This is a genomic window from Bacteroides sp. 1_1_14, assembly GCF_000162515.1.
GTDB classification, from domain to species: domain Bacteria; phylum Bacteroidota; class Bacteroidia; order Bacteroidales; family Bacteroidaceae; genus Bacteroides; species Bacteroides thetaiotaomicron.
In genome coordinates, this window is record NZ_GG774715.1 from 1 (window position 1) to 19,948 (window position 19,948).

At 43.8% G+C, this 19,948-nt stretch carries 14 protein-coding genes, 1 tRNA gene, 1 rRNA gene and 1 pseudogene; 15 read left to right on the top strand and 2 right to left on the bottom strand.

The window, feature by feature from the left end:
• Positions 1–206 precede the first annotated feature (206 nt).
• From rrf to guaA, 8 genes are all read left to right on the top strand, one after another.
• A 5S ribosomal RNA gene (gene rrf / locus HMPREF9007_RS01310) occupies positions 207–317 on the top strand.
• A 643-nt stretch (positions 318–960) separates the two neighbouring features.
• Entirely contained in the window at positions 961–2,667 is a 1,707-nt protein-coding gene (kdpA, locus tag HMPREF9007_RS01305; RefSeq protein ID WP_008763737.1) for a potassium-transporting ATPase subunit KdpA, read from the top strand.
• 18 nt (positions 2,668–2,685) lie between these two features.
• Positions 2,686–4,719 carry a potassium-transporting ATPase subunit KdpB gene (kdpB, locus tag HMPREF9007_RS01300; RefSeq protein WP_008763738.1) on the top strand — a complete coding sequence of 678 codons (2,034 nt, stop codon included), beginning with the start codon at positions 2,686–2,688 and terminating at the stop codon, positions 4,717–4,719.
• 16 nt (positions 4,720–4,735) lie between these two features.
• On the top strand, positions 4,736–5,305 hold the full coding sequence (locus HMPREF9007_RS01295) for a K(+)-transporting ATPase subunit C (protein ID WP_008763739.1): 570 nt from the start codon (positions 4,736–4,738) through the stop codon (positions 5,303–5,305).
• 115 nt (positions 5,306–5,420) lie between these two features.
• Positions 5,421–6,167, top strand: coding sequence for a hypothetical protein (locus HMPREF9007_RS01290; protein WP_008763740.1), 747 nt, complete (start codon positions 5,421–5,423; stop codon positions 6,165–6,167).
• Between the two features lie 92 nt (positions 6,168–6,259).
• Positions 6,260–7,393, top strand: coding sequence for a sensor protein KdpD (locus tag HMPREF9007_RS01285; RefSeq protein WP_008763741.1), 1,134 nt, complete (start codon positions 6,260–6,262; stop codon positions 7,391–7,393).
• Between the two features lie 19 nt (positions 7,394–7,412).
• Complete coding sequence (locus HMPREF9007_RS01280; RefSeq protein WP_032850803.1) at positions 7,413–8,852, top strand: ATP-binding protein; 1,440 nt, start codon at positions 7,413–7,415, stop codon at positions 8,850–8,852.
• A 186-nt stretch (positions 8,853–9,038) separates the two neighbouring features.
• Positions 9,039–10,346, top strand: coding sequence for a glutamine-hydrolyzing GMP synthase (gene guaA, locus HMPREF9007_RS01275; RefSeq protein ID WP_008763743.1), 1,308 nt, complete (start codon positions 9,039–9,041; stop codon positions 10,344–10,346).
• Positions 10,347–10,512: 166 nt separating this feature from the next.
• On the opposite strand, the gene HMPREF9007_RS01270 is transcribed toward guaA, so the two are convergent.
• Positions 10,513–10,586 (bottom strand) — tRNA-Met (locus tag HMPREF9007_RS01270).
• Positions 10,587–10,810: 224 nt separating this feature from the next.
• Between HMPREF9007_RS01270 and HMPREF9007_RS01265 the strand changes: the two genes are divergently transcribed.
• From HMPREF9007_RS01265 to HMPREF9007_RS01250, 4 genes are all read left to right on the top strand, one after another.
• Complete coding sequence (locus HMPREF9007_RS01265) at positions 10,811–11,197, top strand: START-like domain-containing protein (protein ID WP_008763744.1); 387 nt, start codon at positions 10,811–10,813, stop codon at positions 11,195–11,197.
• 76 nt (positions 11,198–11,273) lie between these two features.
• On the top strand, positions 11,274–13,172 hold the full coding sequence (locus HMPREF9007_RS01260) for an LptF/LptG family permease (protein ID WP_008763745.1): 1,899 nt from the start codon (positions 11,274–11,276) through the stop codon (positions 13,170–13,172).
• A 5-nt stretch (positions 13,173–13,177) separates the two neighbouring features.
• Positions 13,178–14,392, top strand: coding sequence for a bifunctional 3,4-dihydroxy-2-butanone-4-phosphate synthase/GTP cyclohydrolase II (locus HMPREF9007_RS01255; RefSeq protein ID WP_008763746.1), 1,215 nt, complete (start codon positions 13,178–13,180; stop codon positions 14,390–14,392).
• A gap of 82 nt (positions 14,393–14,474) precedes the next feature.
• Positions 14,475–15,668 carry a pyridoxal phosphate-dependent aminotransferase gene (locus HMPREF9007_RS01250; RefSeq protein WP_008763747.1) on the top strand — a complete coding sequence of 398 codons (1,194 nt, stop codon included), beginning with the start codon at positions 14,475–14,477 and terminating at the stop codon, positions 15,666–15,668.
• Positions 15,669–15,813: 145 nt separating this feature from the next.
• Here HMPREF9007_RS01250 and HMPREF9007_RS01245 read toward each other — a convergent pair whose 3' ends face one another.
• A complete protein-coding gene (locus tag HMPREF9007_RS01245; RefSeq protein ID WP_002559159.1) occupies positions 15,814–15,984 on the bottom strand; it encodes a 4Fe-4S binding protein in 171 nt (56 codons plus the stop codon).
• A gap of 180 nt (positions 15,985–16,164) precedes the next feature.
• Between HMPREF9007_RS01245 and metA the strand changes: the two are divergent.
• The 3 genes and pseudogenes from metA (at position 16,165) to HMPREF9007_RS01230 (ending at position 19,940) form a co-directional block, all read left to right on the top strand.
• Positions 16,165–17,083, top strand: a pseudogene (metA, locus tag HMPREF9007_RS01240) (homoserine O-succinyltransferase).
• Entirely contained in the window at positions 17,080–18,909 is a 1,830-nt protein-coding gene (locus tag HMPREF9007_RS01235) for a U32 family peptidase (RefSeq protein ID WP_008763749.1), read from the top strand. The pseudogene metA and the gene HMPREF9007_RS01235 overlap by 4 nt, the downstream one beginning before the upstream one ends.
• The gene (locus HMPREF9007_RS01230; protein ID WP_008763750.1) at positions 18,906–19,940 is read left to right on the top strand and encodes a zinc ribbon domain-containing protein; all 1,035 of its coding nucleotides are present in this window, start codon (positions 18,906–18,908) and stop codon (positions 19,938–19,940) included. The genes HMPREF9007_RS01235 and HMPREF9007_RS01230 overlap by 4 nt, the downstream gene beginning before the upstream one ends.
• The last annotated feature ends 8 nt before the right edge of the window (positions 19,941–19,948 follow it).

Below are 19,948 nucleotides of genomic sequence, written 5' to 3' on the forward strand. Positions count from 1 at the left end.
AGCCGAGCATTACTAATTGCCCGTTCACTTTCTTTCGGACGGTGCGGATCGCGATATATACGTTTAGCTTTTTAATTGACAATTGACAAATGACAATTGACAATTAGATTAACAGATACTTGAATTTACTTTTTATCATGTCATAACTTATCATGACAGCTGCGATAATTGTCATTTGTCAATTGTCCATTGTCAATTGAAGAAATTCAGGTGGTTATAGCACGAGGGTTCCACCTCTTCCCATTCCGAACAGAGAAGTTAAGCCTCGTCACGCCGATGGTACTGCGTAACAGTGGGAGAGTAGGTAGCCGCCATTTTTAGAGAAGCCCTTCCGGTAGAAATACCAGAAGGGCTTTATCGTTTTGGATACTTTCGGAATTTAAGCACACATCATCCACAAGCTTCAAATCTCCTCTCCTGTTCTGCTAAAAAACAAACGAGACCGGACAATCTTTTAATAATACTATTTTTCAGTATCCTTTTCAGCCTCTTTTTCCTTCAATTTCATTCTTTTTCCTTCTGTTTTATTTAAAATCCCATATTTTGCCAAGACTAAATACCCTTTCAAAATTGAACTACTTTTTCAAAATGGAAAGGTCGGCTCTGTTATTATATATTTCCTTCTTCTTTATATGTGTCTGATAATCAATTTGTTGCTATTTCTTTTGGAGTTTTGGCACGCATTTGGCATAATACATTGCAAGTATTATAATAATAAATATTTAAAAGATTAAAGACATGGAGATAACACTATCATTTGTTTTTTGCCTCTTGAGCGGCTTTGCCTGCTTCTGGCTATTTTGGAAATGTGTAGACTGGTTTGAAAAGATCTAGAAGAGGAAAGGAGAATTAATTATGTACACAGCACTATTTGTATTAGGTATTGCAATCTTCGGTTATTTGATGTATGTACTCATCAGACCCGAAAAGTTTTAAAGTTATACAGTTTAAGGTAAAAGTATGAATACAGAAATTTTAGGTGTGGTTGCACAAATTGCCTTGATGGTGATTTTGGCTTATCCACTAGGAAGATACATTGCCAAGGTTTATAAAGGAGAGAAAACCTGGTCGGATTTCATGGCTCCTATTGAAAGAGTCATTTATAAAGTATGCGGAATTGACCCTAAAGAAGAAATGAACTGGAAACAGTTTCTGAAAGCATTATTGATATTGAATGCTTTTTGGTTCGTATGGGGAATGGTATTGCTGGTTTCGCAAGGATGGTTACCTTTAAATCCAGATGGCAACGGACCCCAAACGCCGGATCAGGCTTTTAATACCTGTATCAGTTTTATGGTCAACTGTAACTTGCAGCACTATAGTGGTGAAAGCGGATTGACTTACTTCACACAGCTGTTTGTCATTATGCTCTTCCAGTTTATTACTGCTGCAACCGGTATGGCTGCTATGGCTGGTATAATGAAGAGTATGGCTGCCAAGACAACAAAAACAATCGGTAACTTCTGGCATTTTTTAGTCGTGAGCTGTACCCGTATCCTGTTACCGCTTTCTTTGATCGTGGGTTTTATCCTGATTCTTCAAGGAACTCCGATGGGATTCGACGGAAAAATGAAGGTAACTACCCTCGAAGGACAGGAACAGATGGTTTCGCAGGGACCTGCGGCTGCCATTGTGCCTATCAAACAATTAGGAACGAATGGAGGCGGTTACTTTGGTGTGAACTCTTCTCATCCGTTGGAAAATCCGACTTATCTTACCAATATGGTGGAGTGCTGGTCTATCTTGATTATTCCGATGGCAATGGTACTGGCATTAGGGTTTTATACTCGTAGAAAGAAGCTGGCTTATAGTATTTTCGGAGTGATGCTCTTTGCTTTCCTGGTAGGCGTCTGTATCAATGTCAGTCAGGAAATGGGTGGAAATCCCCGTATCGATGAACTGGGAATTGCGCAGGATAACGGTGCGATGGAAGGTAAGGAAGTTCGTTTGGGTGCCGGAGCTACAGCACTTTGGAGCATTGTGACTACTGTTACTTCCAATGGTTCGGTGAATGGTATGCATGATTCTACTATGCCGTTGTCAGGTATGATGGAGATGCTGAATATGCAGATTAATACTTGGTTCGGCGGTGTAGGCGTAGGTTGGATGAATTATTATACGTTCATTATTATCGCGGTATTTATCAGCGGTTTGATGGTAGGTCGTACCCCGGAATTTCTCGGAAAGAAAGTAGAAGCCCGTGAAATGAAAATAGCTACGATAGTAGCACTGCTTCATCCATTTGTCATATTAGTGTTCACAGCAATCTCAAGTTATATATATGTACATCATCCTGACTTTGTGGAAAGCGAGGGCGGTTGGCTGAACAATCTTGGATTCCACGGCTTGAGTGAGCAGCTTTATGAGTATACATCTTGTGCCGCTAACAATGGTTCCGGCTTTGAAGGACTGGGAGATAATACTTATTTCTGGAACTGGACCTGTGGTATTGTACTTATCCTTAGCCGATTCCTGCCTATTATCGGACAAGTTGCCATTGCCGGCCTGCTGGCTCAGAAGAAGTTTATTCCCGAGAGTGCCGGAACACTGAAGACTGATACGCTGACTTTTGGAATAATGACATTTGTCGTTATCTTCATTGTGGCTGCCCTGTCCTTCTTCCCGGTACACGCTTTGAGTACAATTGCCGAACATTTAAGTTTGTAATTCTGAATTAGAGAAGATATGAAAAATATGAAATCAGCTTCTTTGTTTCAAAAGGAGCAAGTTATAGAAAGCCTGAAACAATCATTCGTGAAGCTAAACCCGCGACTGATGATAAAGAACCCGATCATGTATACGGTAGAGGTGGCTACAGTGGTCATGTTGTTTGTGACACTTTACTCCATCATCAATCCCTCTCAGGGTTCGTTTGCCTACAACATAGCTGTGTTTATCATTCTGTTTATTACACTGCTGTTTGCCAATTTTGCCGAAGCGATTGCCGAAGCACGGGGAAAAGCGCAAGCCGACAGCCTGCGTAAAACACGGGAAGAGACACCTGCCAAAAAGGTGGAAGGTAATCAAATAGTGACTGTAAGTTCTTCACAACTAAAGAAAGGAGATGTGTTTGTCTGTGAAGCCGGAGACGTGATTCCGTCCGATGGGGAAATAATCGAAGGATTGGCCTCTATCGATGAAAGTGCGATTACAGGTGAGTCTGCTCCGGTGATCCGGGAGGCGGGCGGCGATAAAAGCTCAGTGACGGGAGGTACGAAAGTATTGTCCGATCATATAAAAGTAATGGTGACCACCCAACCGGGAGAAAGTTTTCTGGATAAAATGATTGCACTGGTGGAAGGTGCGTCTCGTCAGAAAACTCCGAATGAGATAGCACTGACTATTCTGCTGGCTGGTTTTACACTTGTCTTTGTCATTGTGTGTGTGACGTTAAAACCGTTTGCCGATTACAGCAATACTGTCATTACCATTGCTTCACTTATTTCTTTGTTTGTGTGCCTGATTCCGACAACTATCGGCGGACTTCTTTCTGCCATCGGTATTGCCGGTATGGACCGTGCACTACGTGCGAATGTGATAACAAAATCGGGTAAGGCAGTGGAAACTGCCGGCGATATTGATACCTTGTTGCTGGATAAGACCGGAACTATCACCATCGGTAATCGTAAAGCTACCCATTTTCACACTGCGCCGGGCATTGATCTGCACGCTTTTGTAGAAAACTGTCTGCTTTCTTCTCTGTCCGATGAAACTCCGGAAGGCAAATCAATCGTAGAACTGGGACGTGAATCAGGTATCCGTATGCGCAGCTTGAATACGACAGGCGCACGAATGATTAAGTTTACAGCCGAAACCAAATGCTCGGGTGTCGATTTGCCGGACGGAACTCAGATTCGTAAAGGGGCTTTTGATGCTATCCGTAAGATTGTGGAAACTGCCGGAAATAAATTCCCCGAAGAAGTGGAAAAGGTGATCGCTGCTATTTCAAGCAATGGTGGTACGCCGTTGGTGGTATGTGTTAATCGGAAAGTGACGGGTGTTATCGAATTGCAGGATATCATCAAGCCGGGTATTCAGGAACGTTTCGAACGCTTGCGCAAAATGGGAGTGAAGACAGTGATGGTGACCGGTGATAACCCGCTGACTGCCAAATATATTGCAGAAAAGGCAGGTGTCGATGATTTTATTGCCGAAGCGAAGCCGGAAGATAAAATGGAATATATCAAGAAGGAACAACAGTCCGGCAAACTGGTGGCAATGATGGGGGACGGTACGAATGATGCTCCCGCTTTGGCTCAGGCGAATGTCGGAGTGGCAATGAACAGTGGTACGCAGGCTGCAAAGGAAGCCGGCAATATGGTAGATCTGGATAATGATCCTACTAAACTGATCGAGATTGTGGAAATCGGTAAGCAGTTGCTGATGACCCGTGGAACACTGACTACTTTCTCTATCGCCAACGATGTGGCTAAATATTTTGCCATTGTCCCCGCCTTGTTTATGGTGGCTATCCCCGAACTGGCGGCGTTGAATATCATGCAGTTGCATAGTCCTGAGAGTGCGATCCTTTCGGCAGTCATCTTCAATGCGATTATTATTCCGATCCTGATTCCGTTGGCTTTGCGTGGCGTTCAGTACAAGCCGATAGGTGCAAGTGCTTTGCTTCGCCGGAATCTGCTGATTTACGGTGTAGGTGGTGTGATTGCTCCGTTTATCGGAATTAAACTGATTGATTTATTAGTAGGTTTATTCTTTTAATTAAAAAACAATAGCGATGAAAACTTTATTTAAATCACTAAAGATAACTCTTGTTTTCTGTGTCTTTTTCTCCGTATTCTATATTCTTATTTTGTGGTTGTTTGCACAAGTGGCAGGACCTAATAAGGGAAATGCTGAAGTTGCCACACTGGATGGAAAAGTGGTGGGTGCGGCCAATGTCGGTCAGATGTTTACAAAAGATATTTATTTCTGGGGACGTCCTTCGTGTGCCGGAGACGGTTATGATGCTTCTAGTTCGTCCGGTAGCAACAAAGGACCCACGAATCCCGAATATCTGGCTGAAGTGGAAGCGCGTATCGATACGTTCTTGGTACATCATCCTTATCTGAGCCGTAAAGATGTTCCGGTGGAGATGGTAACGGCGAGTGCCTCCGGCCTCGACCCCAATATTACTCCGCAATGTGCATACGTGCAGATAAAGAGAGTGGCACAGGCATGTGGCCTGACTGAAAACCAAGTGAAAGAAATCGTTGATCAAAGTGTGGAGAAGCCTTTACTCGGAATTTTCGGAACGGAGAAAATAAATGTGCTGAAGCTGAATATAGCACTTGAAGAGAATAAATAACCAAACACTGGGCGGCGTGCCTGTCCGAATCGTTTTAGTTATTTATTGCGGTTCAAATAAACAGGGCTGGACAGGGCGCTGCTCTTTTTTAGAAACATAAAATAAAAAGATAAATATGAAGAGTTTTTTTAGTAAGAAGATTGTTGTAGGAGCATTGGTTGCGGCAACTGTATGCGTATCGGGTATAACGGATGCAAAAGCACAGGAATTTGCTGTGCAGGGAGATATTGTCAGTTCCTATGTCTGGCGGGGAATGTACCAGGGTGGAGGTGCGGCTTTTCAACCCACGCTGGGGTTTGGGCTCGATAATTTTTCTGTTACCGCATGGGGATCTACTAATTTCAGTGGAGGGAATAAAGAACTGGATCTGACTCTTGCCTATAAGTTTGGTAAGGCGGGACCTACGCTGACGGTTGCCGATTTGTGGTGGGAAGGTGAAGGGGCATATAAATATTTTAATTTTAAGAGCCACGAGACGGGACATCATTTTGAGGCGGGATTGGCTTATACGTTGCCCGTAGAGAAGTTTCCCCTGTCCGTAGCGTGGTATACGATGTTTGCCGGAAAAGACAAGAAGCTGAATGATAGCGGAGAGCTGAAGCAGAATTATTCTTCCTATCTGGAACTGAACTATCCTTTCAGTGTGAAAAATGTCGATTTAAATGTAACTTGCGGCGCAGTGCCGTATAAGGCGGAGGGTATGTACACGAATAGTGGCTTCGCCGTGACTAATGTAGCTTTAAAAGGAATGACAGAGATAAAAATTAATGATAAGTTTTCATTGCCGATATTTGCACAGGCTATATGGAATCCATGTGTTGAAGATGCTTTTTTGGTTTTTGGCGTAACTTTAAGACCATAGATATAAACTCATGAATTTTTATTATGCAGAAACCCGTGGTGATCGTGATGATTACTACGGGTTGAAATAGTTTATAAACAGCAATTAATGAAATGGATATGGATAGAGAACAGAGTGTACAACATTTTTTGGATCTGATCAAGAAGTCTCATCGAGGCAAGTTTAAAATCTATATCGGCATGATAGCCGGTGTAGGGAAGTCTTACCGTATGCTTCAGGAGGCTCATGAACTGCTGGAGAATGGGGTGGACGTACAAATCGGCTATATTGAAACTCACGGACGTGCCGGAACGGAGGCTCTGATGCAGGGGCTGCCTGTGATCCCCCGACGTAAAATTTTCTATAAAGGAAAAGAGTTGGAGGAAATGGATGTGGACGCCATTATCCGCCTTCATCCCGAGATTGTGATTGTGGACGAACTGGCACACACCAATGTGGAAGGCAGTTTGAACGAGAAACGTTGGCAGGATGTGATGACTCTGTTGGATGAGGGGATTAATGTGATTTCCGCAATCAATATCCAGCATATCGAGAGTGTGAATGAAGAAGTGCAGGAGATTACAGGGATCGAGGTGAAAGAACGGGTGCCGGACAGTGTGCTTCAGGAAGCGGATGAAGTGGTGAATATCGACTTGACAGCGGAAGAACTGATCTTGCGTCTGAAAGCAGGAAAGATATACCGTCCGGAAAAGATTCAGACGGCACTGGATAATTTCTTCCGGACCGAGAATATCCTTCAACTGCGGGAACTGGCTCTGAAGGAAGTGGCGCTCCGGGTGGAGAAGAAGGTGGAGAATGAGGTTGTGATGGGTGTCTCGGTCGGAATCAGGCATGAGAAGTTCATGGCTTGTATCAGTAGTCATGAGAAAACACCCAGGAGGATTATCCGGAAGGCGGCACGTCTGGCAACACGATATAATACGACTTTCGTTGCTCTCTATGTGCAGACTCCGAGGGAGAGTATGGACCGGATTGATCTGGCCAGCCAGCGTTATCTGCTGAATCATTTTAAACTGGTGGCAGAACTGGGCGGAGAGGTCATCCAGGTGCAGTCGAAGGATATTCTGGGGAGTATTGTCAAAGTTTGTCGGGACAAGCAAATATCTTCTGTCTGCATGGGAACTCCTAATCTGAGATTTCCTCATGCCATTTGCTCCATACTCGGATATCGAAAGTTTTTGAATAATTTGTCACAAGCTAATGTAGATTTGATTATACTTGCATAATATTAACCGTATGAACGATATGAATATTAAAACAAAACTGATTCTCGGCATCGGGATGCTGGCGGGAATGATTATTTTGCTGGTAACACTTTCTGTTGTGAACCTTCAGCTGCTGACTGCCACAGAACCTGACAGCCCTGCCGCTATGCCGGCATTGGAACGCGCTCTGTTGTGGATTTCCGTTACCGGCGGTATTTGTATATTGACCGGATTGACATTGCTGTATTGGTTGCCCCGAACAATCAGTAAACCCATCAAGGAACTGAAACAAGGGATTCTTGAAATAGCCAATCATAATTATGAAGAACGGCTGGATATGAGAAATAATCAGGAGTTTCGGGAAGTTGCCGAGAGTTTCAACCGTATGGCGGAACGTCTGGCCGAGTATCGGGCAAGTACGTTAGCGGATATTCTTTCTGCCAAGAAATTCATTGAGGCCATCGTGAACAGTATCGACGATCCGATAATCGGTCTGAATATGGATCGTGAGATTTTGTTTATTAATGAGGAAGCACTGAACGTGCTGAATCTGAAAAGAGGTAATGTCATACGTAAATCTGCGGAAGAATTGTCTTTGAAGAATGATCTGCTTCGCCGGCTGATTCGTGAACTGGTGACGCCGGGAGATCAGAAAGAGCCGTTAAAGATATATGCCGATGATAAAGAGAGTTATTTCAAGGCTTCCTATATTCCTATCATAAATACGGATGCAGGGAAGGATGAACCCAGCAAATTAGGGGATGTCATTCTGCTGAAGAATATAACGGAATTCAAGGAACTGGATTCTGCCAAGACTACATTTATTTCGACCATTTCACACGAATTGAAAACTCCGATTGCGGCTATCATGATGAGTCTGCAGCTATTGGAAGATAAACGTGTCGGTGAGCTGAATGATGAACAGGAACAGTTGTCCAAAAGCATCAAGGAAAATAGCGAACGCCTGTTGAGCATTACGGGCGAATTGCTGAATATGACTCAGGTAGAGGCAGGCAAGCTGCAATTAATGCCGAAGATAACGAAGCCCATTGAACTGATAGAATATGCGATTAAAGCTAATCAGGTACAAGCGGATAAGTTCAATATTCAGATAGAAGTAGAGTACCCGGAAGAGAAAATCGGCAAGCTCTTTGTCGATAGTGAAAAGATAGCTTGGGTATTGACTAATTTGCTCAGCAATGCGATTCGTTATTCTAAAGAAAACGGGCGTGTCGTGATTGGTGCCAGGCAGGAAGGAGATATGATCGACCTGTACGTTCAGGATTTCGGTAAAGGCATCGATCCCCGTTACCACAAGAGTATTTTCGACCGTTACTTCCGTGTTCCCGGAACAAAAGTTCAGGGCAGCGGACTCGGTTTGTCTATTTCGAAGGACTTTGTGGAAGCGCATGGCGGTACGCTGACAGTAGAAAGTGAACTGGGGAAAGGAAGCCGGTTTGTGATGCGACTGAAAGCATAAAAGAGAATGTTCGGAAAGTGTCCGGAGGCGGTTGCTGTGATAAATAAATGTGGTAGCTGATTTAATTTGAAATGAAACTTTGGGAATCAAGACATTGCAGCGTCTTTTAAAATCTTTATATTTGCAGACTAATTGAAGTTAAAGTCAAATTTATACAATATAATAACTTAAAAGAACCAGAATCAGATGAAACAGGACATGATTGTTATCCTTGACTTGGGTAGTCACGAGAATACGGTATTGGCGCGTGCCATCCGTGCATTAGGAGTTTATAGTGAGATTTATCCTCACGACATCACAGTAGAAGAAATGAAAGCATTGCCCAACGTAAAGGGTATTATTATCAATGGTGGACTGAACAACGTGATTGACGGCGTTGCTATTGACGTGAATCCGTCTATCTATACGATGGGGATTCCTGTTATGGCTGCCGGTCACGATAAAGCGACTTGCGCAGTGAAGCTTCCGGCATTTACAGATGATATCGAGGCTATTAAGGCTGCTGTAAAGTCTTTCGTATTTGATACTTGTCGGGCTGAAGCTAACTGGAATATGGCGAACTTTGTCAATGACCAGATCGAGCTGATCAGACGTCAGGTGGGTGATAAGAAAGTATTGCTGGCATTGTCGGGTGGTGTTGACAGCTCAGTGGTAGCTGCTTTACTTCTGAAGGCAATCGGTGAAAATTTGGTATGCGTGCACGTAAATCACGGCTTGATGCGTAAAGGTGAGTCTGAAGATGTTGTCGAAGTATTCAGTAACCAATTGAAAGCAAATCTGGTTTATGTAGATGTAACAGACCGCTTCCTGGATAAATTGGCAGGTGTGGAAGATCCCGAACAGAAACGTAAGATTATCGGTGGTGAGTTTATCCGTGTGTTCGAAGAAGAAGCACGTAAACTGGATGGTATCGATTTCTTAGGTCAGGGTACTATTTATCCGGATATTGTAGAGAGCGGAACGAAGACTGCCAAGATGGTGAAATCTCATCATAATGTAGGCGGTCTGCCTGAAGATCTTAAGTTCCAGCTTGTAGAGCCCTTGCGCCAGTTGTTCAAGGATGAAGTGCGTGCTTGTGGTCTGGAGTTGGGGTTGCCTTATGAGATGGTTTACCGTCAGCCGTTCCCCGGTCCTGGTTTAGGTGTACGTTGTCTGGGTGCTATCACACGCGATCGTCTGGAAGCAGTACGTGAGTCTGACGCCATTTTGCGTGAAGAGTTCCAGATTGCCGGCCTGGATAAAAAGGTATGGCAATACTTTACCGTAGTGCCTGACTTTAAATCTGTTGGTGTACGCGATAATGCCCGTTCTTTCGATTGGCCGGTGATTATCCGCGCTGTCAATACGGTAGATGCTATGACAGCTACTATTGAACCGGTAGACTGGCCTATCCTGATGAAAATCACAGACCGTATTCTGAAAGAAGTGAAGAATGTGAATCGTGTTTGCTATGATATGTCGCCGAAGCCTAATGCGACTATTGAATGGGAATAAGCGTATAGAGCATTAAATAGAATAGCCCCCGGAAGCTGAATATAAACTTTCGGGGGCTATCTTTTTGCATTTAGCGTCACCTATGGCGTCACCTGCCACCAATTGATGTATAAAAGAAAAAGGCACCCAAGAGTGGAAGCCTCTCAAATGCCTTATTCTTATCAAGTAGCGGGACCCGGGATTGAACCGGGGACCTCATGATTATGAATCATGCGCTCTAACCAGCTGAGCTATCCCGCCATCATTTCTCGATTGCGGGTGCAAAGATAGATGTTTTTCTGTAATCTCCAAAACAATTCATAACTTTTTTGTGTTTTTTCTTTAGAACGAGGTTCTCTTTTTCCTATAAATAGGGAGTTTGGGGCCTTGAAAAGAAATAAGTTTTAAATAAAGTGTCTGATTTATGCCACATAATTAGAAAAAAGTATTTATCTTGGCACACGTAAAAACAATTCGAAATTGCTATGAAAAAAGAAAAAATTCATTTGGAGTATTTGTTGAACGCAACATCTAAAAATATTCTTTGGGCAGCTATTAGCACACCGACCGGGCTGGAGGACTGGTTTGCTGATAAAGTAGTATCTGATGATAAAATCGTAGAATTCCATTGGGGGAAGACTGAACAAAGAAATGCCGAGATTATTGCGATCCGTTCTTTCTCATTTATTCGCTTTCGTTGGCAGGATGACGAAAATGAACGCGATTACTTTGAAATCAAAATGACTTATAATGAGCTGACAAGTGACTATGTATTAGAAATTACAGACTTCGCAGAGGCGGACGAAGTTGCTGACATGAAAGAATTGTGGGAGTCGCAAGTGGCGAAATTGAGAAGAACGTGTGGTTTTTAGTTAACTTTCAACTAAAAATTTTCTATGCTACTTTTTTTGTGCTAATTTTGCGTCTTAATTGCACGAACCTATTAAGATGCTACGCATAAAGAAATTAGATATATTTATCGTAAAGAGCTTCCTGATGCTCTTTATAGGTACATTCTTCATCTGTCTCTTCATCTTCATGATGCAGTTTTTGTGGAGATATGTAGACGAGTTAGTCGGAAAGGGATTGGATATGAGTGTGATAGCTCAGTTCTTCTTTTATTCCGCATTGACACTGGTGCCAATATCGTTGCCGTTGGCAATATTGCTGGCTTCTTTAATAACCTTCGGCAACTTTGGCGAACGTTACGAGTTGCTCGCAATGAAAGCTGCGGGTATATCCTTGCTTAAAATTATGCGCCCGCTGGCTTTCTTTGTCTGTGGTTTGGTTGCTGTCTCTTTTTATTTCCAGAATGTCGTGGGGCCTATTGCTCAGACGAAACTATACACACTGATTATTTCGATGAAACAAAAGTCTCCGGAATTGGATATCCCGGAGGGGGTGTTTTATTCGGAAATACCGGATTATAACCTGAAGATAGCCAAGAAGAACCGGAAGACAGGTATGATGTATGATGTGCTGATTTATAATCTGAAAGATGGATTTGAGAACGCACATATTATTTATGCAGATTCCGGACGGATGGAAATGACTGCAGACAAGCAGCATCTCTGGCTGCATTTGTACAGTGGTGATTTATTTGAAAACCTGAGATCACAGAGTATGAAATCTCAGAATGTACCGTATCGTCGGGAAGAATTCCGGGAAAAACATACGATTATTGAGTTTGACTCAGACTTTAATATGGCGGATGCCAGTATTATGAGCAATACATCTGCTGCCAAAGATATGTCGATGCTGCAAGCCTCCATCGACTCAATGAAAATGGTGGGCGATAGTATCGGAAGACAATATTACCGGGAAGTTTCTGAAGGGAATTTCCGTAGCACCTATGGATTGACAAAGGAGGATACGGTCAAGATTATGGAGGCGAATATTACTGAATATAATATCGACAGTCTCTATGAGGTAGCTCCTTTGATGCAGAAGCAGAAGGTGATTTCATCCGCTGCAAGTCGTGCGGAAAACCTGAGCAGTGATATAAACTTCAAGAGTTACACGATGGGTAGCCATGATTATAGTATGCGGAAGCATGAGATAGAGTGGCATAAAAAGATCACTATTTCACTTTCCTGCCTGCTGTTCTTCTTCATTGGTGCCCCATTGGGCGGAATTATCCGTAAAGGAGGACTCGGTATGCCGGTCATCGTTTCGGTGATGGTATTCATCATTTATTATATCATAGATAATACAGGCTATAAGATGGCACGTGACGGCAGATGGGTCGTATGGATGGGAGTGTGGACCAGTAGTGCCGTGCTTGCCCCGTTGGGTGCTTTCCTGACTTACAAATCAAATAAAGACTCTGTAGTGCTCAATGCCGATGCGTATATCAATTGGTTTAAGAAGATTGTCGGTATCCGTAACATACGTCATTTATTCAAGAAAGAGGTGGTGATTCACGATCCGGATTATACTCGCATACCGGGTGATTTGCAGGTGCTTACTGACGAGTGCAAAGAGTATATAGCTAAAAATCGCCTGATGAAAGCTCCGAATTATTTTAAGCTGTGGATGTCGGGCGAGAAGGATGATGAGATGATATCTATCAATGAAAAGTTAGAGACACTCATAGAGGAGATGTCCAATACGAAGTCTGTGACTTTGCTGAACACATTAAACAATTATCCGATTATTTCCGTTTCTGCTCATATACGCCCGTTCCACACCTATTGGCTGAATCTGGCTGCCGGGGTTATTTTCCCTATAGGATTATTCTTTTATTTCCGTATCTGGGCATTCCGTGTCCGGTTGGCGAAAGATATGGAACGGATAATAAAAAACAATGAACAAATTCAATTCATCATACAGAATATTAATAAATAAGTGTTATGGAAGAGATTAAAATGGATAGAATAGAAGATGCGATTGCCGATTTCAAAGAAGGCAAGTTTGTCATTGTAGTGGATGATGAAGATCGTGAAAACGAAGGTGATTTAATCATAGCTGCCGAAAAGATAACTCCTGAGAAAGTTAACTTTATGTTGAAACATGCGCGTGGTGTGCTCTGTGCGCCTATCACGGTGTCGCGTTGTAAAGAACTGGATTTGCCGCATCAGGTCAGTGATAATACTTCTGTATTGGGCACTCCTTTTACAGTGACAATTGACAAACTGGAAGGTTGTAGTACCGGAGTTTCTGCTTCCGACCGTGCTGCTACTATTCAGGCGTTGGCCGATCCTGCTTCTACACCGGCTACTTTCGGACGTCCCGGACATATTAATCCGCTGTATGCACAGGAAAAAGGAGTACTTCGTCGTGCCGGACATACAGAAGCTACCATCGATATGGCACGCCTTGCCGGACTTTACCCTGCAGGTGCTCTGATGGAAATAATGAGCGATGACGGTACGATGGCACGTCTGCCGGAACTTCGTGCAATGGCCGATGAACATGGACTGAAACTGATTTCCATTCATGACTTGATTGCTTATCGTCTGAAACAGGAGTCAATCGTAGAAAAAGGCGTTGAGGTAAATATGCCGACCGAACATGGTATGTTCCGTCTGATTCCTTTCCGTCAGAAATCGAATGGACTGGAGCATATGGCTATATTTAAAGGTACATGGAATGAAGACGAACCTATTTTGGTGCGTGTCCATTCATCTTGCGCTACTGGTGATATTCTTGGCTCACACCGTTGTGACTGTGGCGAGCAGTTGCATAAAGCGATGGAAATGATTGAAAAAGAAGGAAAAGGTGTGGTGGTTTATCTGAATCAGGAAGGCCGTGGTATCGGTTTGATGGAAAAGATGAAAGCATATAAACTTCAGGAAGACGGTATGGATACCGTTGACGCAAACCTTTGCTTAGGACACCTGGCAGATGAACGCGACTATGGAGTAGGAGCCCAGATTCTGCGTGAACTGGGAGTGCACAAAATGAAACTTCTGACAAATAATCCCGTGAAACGTGTAGGGCTGGAAGCCTATGGGCTAGAAATTGTAGAAAATGTACCTGTTGAAACAGTTCCTAATCCATATAATGAGCGATATCTGAGAACAAAGAAAGAAAGAATGGGACATACATTACATTTTAATAAGTAAAATGCCATTTTGTTTTCATATATCGAATATTATCGCTTATTTTGCAACGAATTTCACTCAACAACAATAAAATAGATACAAAATGAATCAATTATCAGATCGTTTGAACAGCTTGTCGCCGTCGGCGACGCTTGCCATGTCGCAAAAGAGCAACGAACTCAAAGCGCAGGGTATTGATGTTATTAACTTAAGTGTAGGAGAACCGGATTTCAATACTCCTGACCACATCAAAGAAGCTGCGAAGAAAGCCATTGATGATAACTTTTCTCGCTACTCTCCGGTACCGGGTTATCCGGCTTTACGCAATGCGATTGTTGAGAAGCTGAAAAAAGAGAACGGTCTTGAATATACTGCTGCTCAGATTTCTTGTGCCAATGGTGCAAAGCAATCTGTATGTAATGCGATCCTGGTATTGGTAAATCCGGGTGATGAAGTAATTGTACCGGCTCCTTACTGGGTGAGCTATCCGGAAATGGTGAAGATGGCAGAAGGTACTCCTGTCATTGTTTCTGCCGGCATCGAACAAGATTTCAAAATTACTCCGGAACAACTGGAAGCAGCTATTACTCCGAAAACAAAAGCATTGATTCTTTGTTCTCCGTCCAACCCCACAGGTTCTGTTTACAGCAAAGAAGAACTGGCTGGGCTGGCAGCCGTGCTGGCTAAGTATCCGCAAGTAGTGGTAATTGCTGACGAGATTTACGAACATATCAATTATATCGGTGCACATCAGAGCATTGCTCAGTTCCCGGAAATGAAAGAACGTACAGTGATTGTGAACGGTGTATCCAAAGCCTATGCGATGACTGGATGGAGAATCGGTTTCATTGCTGGTCCGGAATGGATTGTGAAAGCTTGTAACAAGCTTCAGGGACAATACACTTCGGGTCCTTGCTCGGTATCTCAGAAAGCTGCCGAGGCTGCTTACGTAGGTACACAAGAACCGGTGAAAGAAATGCAGAAGGCATTTGAACGTCGTCGTGACCTGATCGTGAAGTTGGCTAAAGAAGTGCCGGGTTTCGAAGTAAACGTACCGCAAGGTGCTTTCTATCTGTTCCCGAAATGTAGCTACTTCTTCGGCAAGAGCAACGGCGAACGTAAAATTGAAAACTCGGACGACTTGGCAATGTACCTGCTCGAAGATGCTCATGTAGCTTGTGTAGGCGGTACTTCCTTTGGTGCTCCTGAATGTATTCGTATGAGCTACGCTACAAGTGATGAAAACATTGTAGAAGCTATCCGTCGAATCAAGGAAGCATTGGCTAAATTGAAATAAGCAATCTTAGAGAATATAGAACGGTAGGCTATCTCCTGAAAAAGAAAGTCTACCGTTTTTTTATGTAATTTCCTTTTGTCCGTAGCGATAAAATAAAAAAGGCTGCCTTCCGTAGAAAGCAGCCTATACTTTTTTGTCGATTGTATTATTCAGCCGGGTGAATAGCTTCAGACGGGCAAACGTCTGCGCAAGTTCCACAGTCAGTACATACATCTGGGTTGATAGAATAGATATCACCTTCAGAGATAGCTTCTACCGGACACTCGTCGATACAAGTTCCGCAAGCAATACAATCGTCACTAATTACGTAAGCCATTTTTTTAAGATTTAAATTATTAGTACTAATTCGTTCGGCAAAAATAAAGCTTTTATTCATTACTTGGTATGCTTCTTTGATTAAATTGACTTAATTTGTACGTCTTCTAAATAAGCAACCTCCCTATTATGTGCTATATTTTTCGTATTTTTGCAGCCAAATTACTAATATATAGCGATTATGCCTTTAAATTTACCTGATAAGCTTCCTGCAATAGAATTATTGAAGGAAGAGAATATTTTCGTAATTGATACTTCGCGTGCTACGCAACAGGATATTCGTCCGTTGCGGATTGTGATTCTGAATCTGATGCCGTTGAAGATTACAACGGAAACAGACTTGGTGCGGCTGCTCTCGAATACGCCTCTCCAGGTAGAAATCTCGTTTATGAAGATCAAGAGTCATACATCCAAGAATACGCCGATAGAACATATGCAAACGTTCTATACCGACTTCGAGCAAATGCGTAACGAGAAATACGACGGCATGATCATCACCGGTGCTCCTGTGGAACAGATGGACTTCGAGGAGGTGACTTATTGGGAGGAAATTACTGAAATATTTGATTGGGCACGTACGCACGTGACGTCTACCTTATATATATGCTGGGCTGCGCAAGCCGGACTGTATCATCACTACGGAGTTCCCAAGTATCCACTGGACCAGAAAATGTTCGGTATCTTCGAACATCGGGCGCTGGAACCTTTCCATTCTATTTTCCGCGGATTTGACGATTGCTTCTATGTGCCGCATAGCCGCCATACGGAAGTACGCAGGGAAGATATCCTCAAAGTACCGGAACTGACATTGCTTTCCGAATCGAAAGATGCGGGCGTTTATATGGCTATGGCACGTGGCGGACGTGAGTTCTTCGTGACCGGACACTCGGAATACTCTCCCTATACCTTGGATACGGAATATCGTCGTGATTTGGGTAAAGGACTGCCGATCGAAATTCCCCGTAACTATTACGTAGATGATGATCCGGACAAAAGGTCCGTTGGTCCGTTGGCGCGCTCATGCCAACCTTTTGTTCTCCAACTGGCTGAACTACTTTGTTTATCAGGAAACGCCTTACAACATTAATGATATTGAATGATCAAGCAGCGTAAAATAGAACTTCTCGCCCCGGCGAAGAATCTGGAATGTGGTATCGAAGCTATCAATCACGGAGCAGATGCCGTATATATCGGTGCACCTAAATTTGGCGCCCGTGCAGCGGCTGTGAATTCTCTGGAAGATATCGAAGCGTTGGTAAAACATGCTCACTTGTATAATGCCCGTATCTATGTCACAGTCAATACGATTCTGAAAGAAGAAGAGTTGAAAGAGACGGAGGAGATGATCCATGCCCTGTATCGGGTTGGCGTGGATGCCCTGATTGTGCAGGATATGGGAATCACGAAACTGAATCTTCCGCCGATACCTCTTCATGCCAGTACGCAGATGGACAATCGGACACCGGAAAAGGTGAAGTTCCTTTGGGAAGCGGGTTTCCGTCAGGTTGTTCTGGCACGGGAACTATCGATTCGTGAAATAAGGAAGATACACGAAATTTGTCCCGAAGTTCCGCTGGAAGTATTTGTACACGGGGCGCTTTGCGTAAGCTATAGCGGTCAGTGCTACGTTAGTCAGGCTTGTTTCGGGCGCAGTGCGAATCGGGGAGAGTGTGCGCAGTTTTGCCGCTTGCCTTTCAGTCTTGTCGATTCGGAAGGAAAAGTGATTGTGAAAGACAAGCACTTGCTCTCTTTGAAAGATATGAATCAGAGTGATGAACTGGAACGGTTGCTGGATGCCGGAGCTTCCTCATTCAAAATAGAAGGACGTCTGAAAGATGTGTCTTATGTGAAGAATGTAACGGCTGCCTATCGTCAGAAACTAGATGCTATCTTTGCCCGCCGACCGGAATATGTGCGCGCTTCTTCCGGCACTTGCCGTTTCGACTTTAAACCGCAGCTGGACAAGAGTTTCAGTCGTGGATTTACTCATTACTTCCTGCATGGACGCAGTGAGGATATTTTTTCTTTTGATACTCCGAAATCATTGGGAGAGGAGATGGGTACAATGAAAGAAGCCCGTGGCAACTTTCTGACCGTTGCCGGACTGAAATCATTTAATAACGGAGACGGTGTCTGCTATATTGATGAACAGGGACGTTTGCAGGGATTCCGGATTAATCGGGTGGATGGAAACAAACTTTATCCTCAGGAAATGCCCCGCATCAAGCCCCGTACCAAGCTCTATCGCAACTTCGATCAGGAGTTTGAACGCATACTTTCCCGCAAGTCGGCCGAACGGAAGATTACCGTTAACATATTGCTTGCAGACAACAACTTCGGTTTCTCTCTGACACTGACGGATGAGGACGATAACAGCGTTACGCTCACTCTGCCTCGTGAGAAAGAGCCGGCTCGGACTCCACAGGCTGATAACTTGAAGACGCAGCTTGCTAAATTGGGAAACACGCCTTTCGAAGCGGAAAAGATCGAAATCTCCTTCTCGGAGAATTGGTTCTTACCGGCTTCTGTTTTGGCGGACTTCCGCCGCCAGGCGATAGAAAAGCTGATTGCTGTCCGACGTATCAATTATCGTCAGGAACTGGCTGTCTGGAAGCCGACTTCACATGATTATCCGCAGGCTGCACTTACTTATTTGGGAAACGTGATGAACACCCGTGCAGCTTCTTTTTATCGGGAACATGGAGTGCAGCAAGTGGCTGAGGCTTATGAAAAGGAACGGGTGGAAGATGCCGTGCTGATGTTCTGCAAACACTGTCTGCGTTATAGCATGGGCTGGTGTCCTATCCATCAGCGAGTGCGCTCGCCTTATAAAGAGCCCTATTATCTGATATCGAATGACGGAAAACGTTTCCGCCTTGAATTCGATTGCAAAAACTGTCAAATGAAAGTAAAAGCGGCACAATGAAACGATTCCCCGGCAGAGATATGCGGAGTTTAACGGAGCTTGTTCTCGGCAGAGATAAGTTTCGTACAGCTTTGTGCTGTTCTGTCGTGGGGATGTTGCTGACTCTGCTGTTCCTTTCATCCTGTCACTATACGCGTCCCGATCTTACTTCCGAGGAACTGTCGGAGAAGACAAGAGATTCTCTGAACTATCTTTATGACCGGCATTATACCTGGAATACGAATCTGGAAGTAACCACCGACTCGGTAACAATGGAGTGCCTGCCCATCAAGGACACCTACATTGCATTGTATAAAGGAGATCGGGTGGTTGTTGCCGAGTTTGCCATTCACCCTGCCGATAGTGTGGACAGTGTCTGGGTAAAGCTGGCGCATACACAAGAGGAGCAGGGGTGGATACGTGAAACAGAATTGAAAGAATCGTTTGTGCCGACGGACAGTATTTCGCAGGCTATCCATTTTTTCAGTGATACGCATGCTTCTTATTTCATGATTATCTTCGCGTTGTTTGTTGGAGTCTATCTGTTTCGCGCTTTCCGCCGGAAGCAGTTGCAGCTGGTCTATTTTAATGATATTGACAGTGTCTATCCGTTGTTTCTTTGCCTGTTGATGGCTTTCAGTGCGACGGTTTACGAATCAATGCAGGTCTTTGTGCCGGATACGTGGGAACATTTCTATTTCAATCCCACCTTATCGCCTTTTAAAGTGCCTTTTATACTTTCAGTCTTTTTGTTGAGCATCTGGTTGTTTCTGATTGTCGCTTTGGCGGTGCTTGATGACCTGTTCCGGCAGTTGACTCCTGCGGCTGCGGTCTTTTATCTGCTGGGATTGATGTCCAGTTGTATTTTCTGCTACTTCTTCTTTATCCTGATGACACATATTTATATCGGTTATTTGTTCCTTGCGTGCTTTCTCTGGGTTTTTGCGAAGAAGGTGCATCGGAATATCAGCTATAAGTATCGTTGCGGACATTGCGGGGAGAAGTTGAAGGAGAAAGGTATTTGCCCCCATTGCGGAGCGATTAATGAATAATCTTTTAT

What these genes read in the sequence shown, in the direction of transcription:
- kdpA (WP_008763737.1), top strand. Translation starts at nt 961, where the DNA reads ATGAATACAGAAATTTTAGGTGTGGTTGCACAAATTGCCTTGATGGTG.
- kdpB (WP_008763738.1), top strand. Translation starts at nt 2,686, where the DNA reads ATGAAAAATATGAAATCAGCTTCTTTGTTTCAAAAGGAGCAAGTTATA.
- HMPREF9007_RS01295 (WP_008763739.1), top strand. Translation starts at nt 4,736, where the DNA reads ATGAAAACTTTATTTAAATCACTAAAGATAACTCTTGTTTTCTGTGTC.
- HMPREF9007_RS01290 (WP_008763740.1), top strand. Translation starts at nt 5,421, where the DNA reads ATGAAGAGTTTTTTTAGTAAGAAGATTGTTGTAGGAGCATTGGTTGCG.
- HMPREF9007_RS01285 (WP_008763741.1), top strand. Translation starts at nt 6,260, where the DNA reads ATGGATATGGATAGAGAACAGAGTGTACAACATTTTTTGGATCTGATC.
- HMPREF9007_RS01280 (WP_032850803.1), top strand. Translation starts at nt 7,413, where the DNA reads ATGAATATTAAAACAAAACTGATTCTCGGCATCGGGATGCTGGCGGGA.
- guaA (WP_008763743.1), top strand. Translation starts at nt 9,039, where the DNA reads ATGAAACAGGACATGATTGTTATCCTTGACTTGGGTAGTCACGAGAAT.
- HMPREF9007_RS01265 (WP_008763744.1), top strand. Translation starts at nt 10,811, where the DNA reads ATGAAAAAAGAAAAAATTCATTTGGAGTATTTGTTGAACGCAACATCT.
- HMPREF9007_RS01260 (WP_008763745.1), top strand. Translation starts at nt 11,274, where the DNA reads ATGCTACGCATAAAGAAATTAGATATATTTATCGTAAAGAGCTTCCTG.
- HMPREF9007_RS01255 (WP_008763746.1), top strand. Translation starts at nt 13,178, where the DNA reads ATGGAAGAGATTAAAATGGATAGAATAGAAGATGCGATTGCCGATTTC.
- HMPREF9007_RS01250 (WP_008763747.1), top strand. Translation starts at nt 14,475, where the DNA reads ATGAATCAATTATCAGATCGTTTGAACAGCTTGTCGCCGTCGGCGACG.
- HMPREF9007_RS01245 (WP_002559159.1), bottom strand. Translation starts at nt 15,984, where the DNA reads ATGGCTTACGTAATTAGTGACGATTGTATTGCTTGCGGAACTTGTATC.
- HMPREF9007_RS01235 (WP_008763749.1), top strand. Translation starts at nt 17,080, where the DNA reads ATGATCAAGCAGCGTAAAATAGAACTTCTCGCCCCGGCGAAGAATCTG.
- HMPREF9007_RS01230 (WP_008763750.1), top strand. Translation starts at nt 18,906, where the DNA reads ATGAAACGATTCCCCGGCAGAGATATGCGGAGTTTAACGGAGCTTGTT.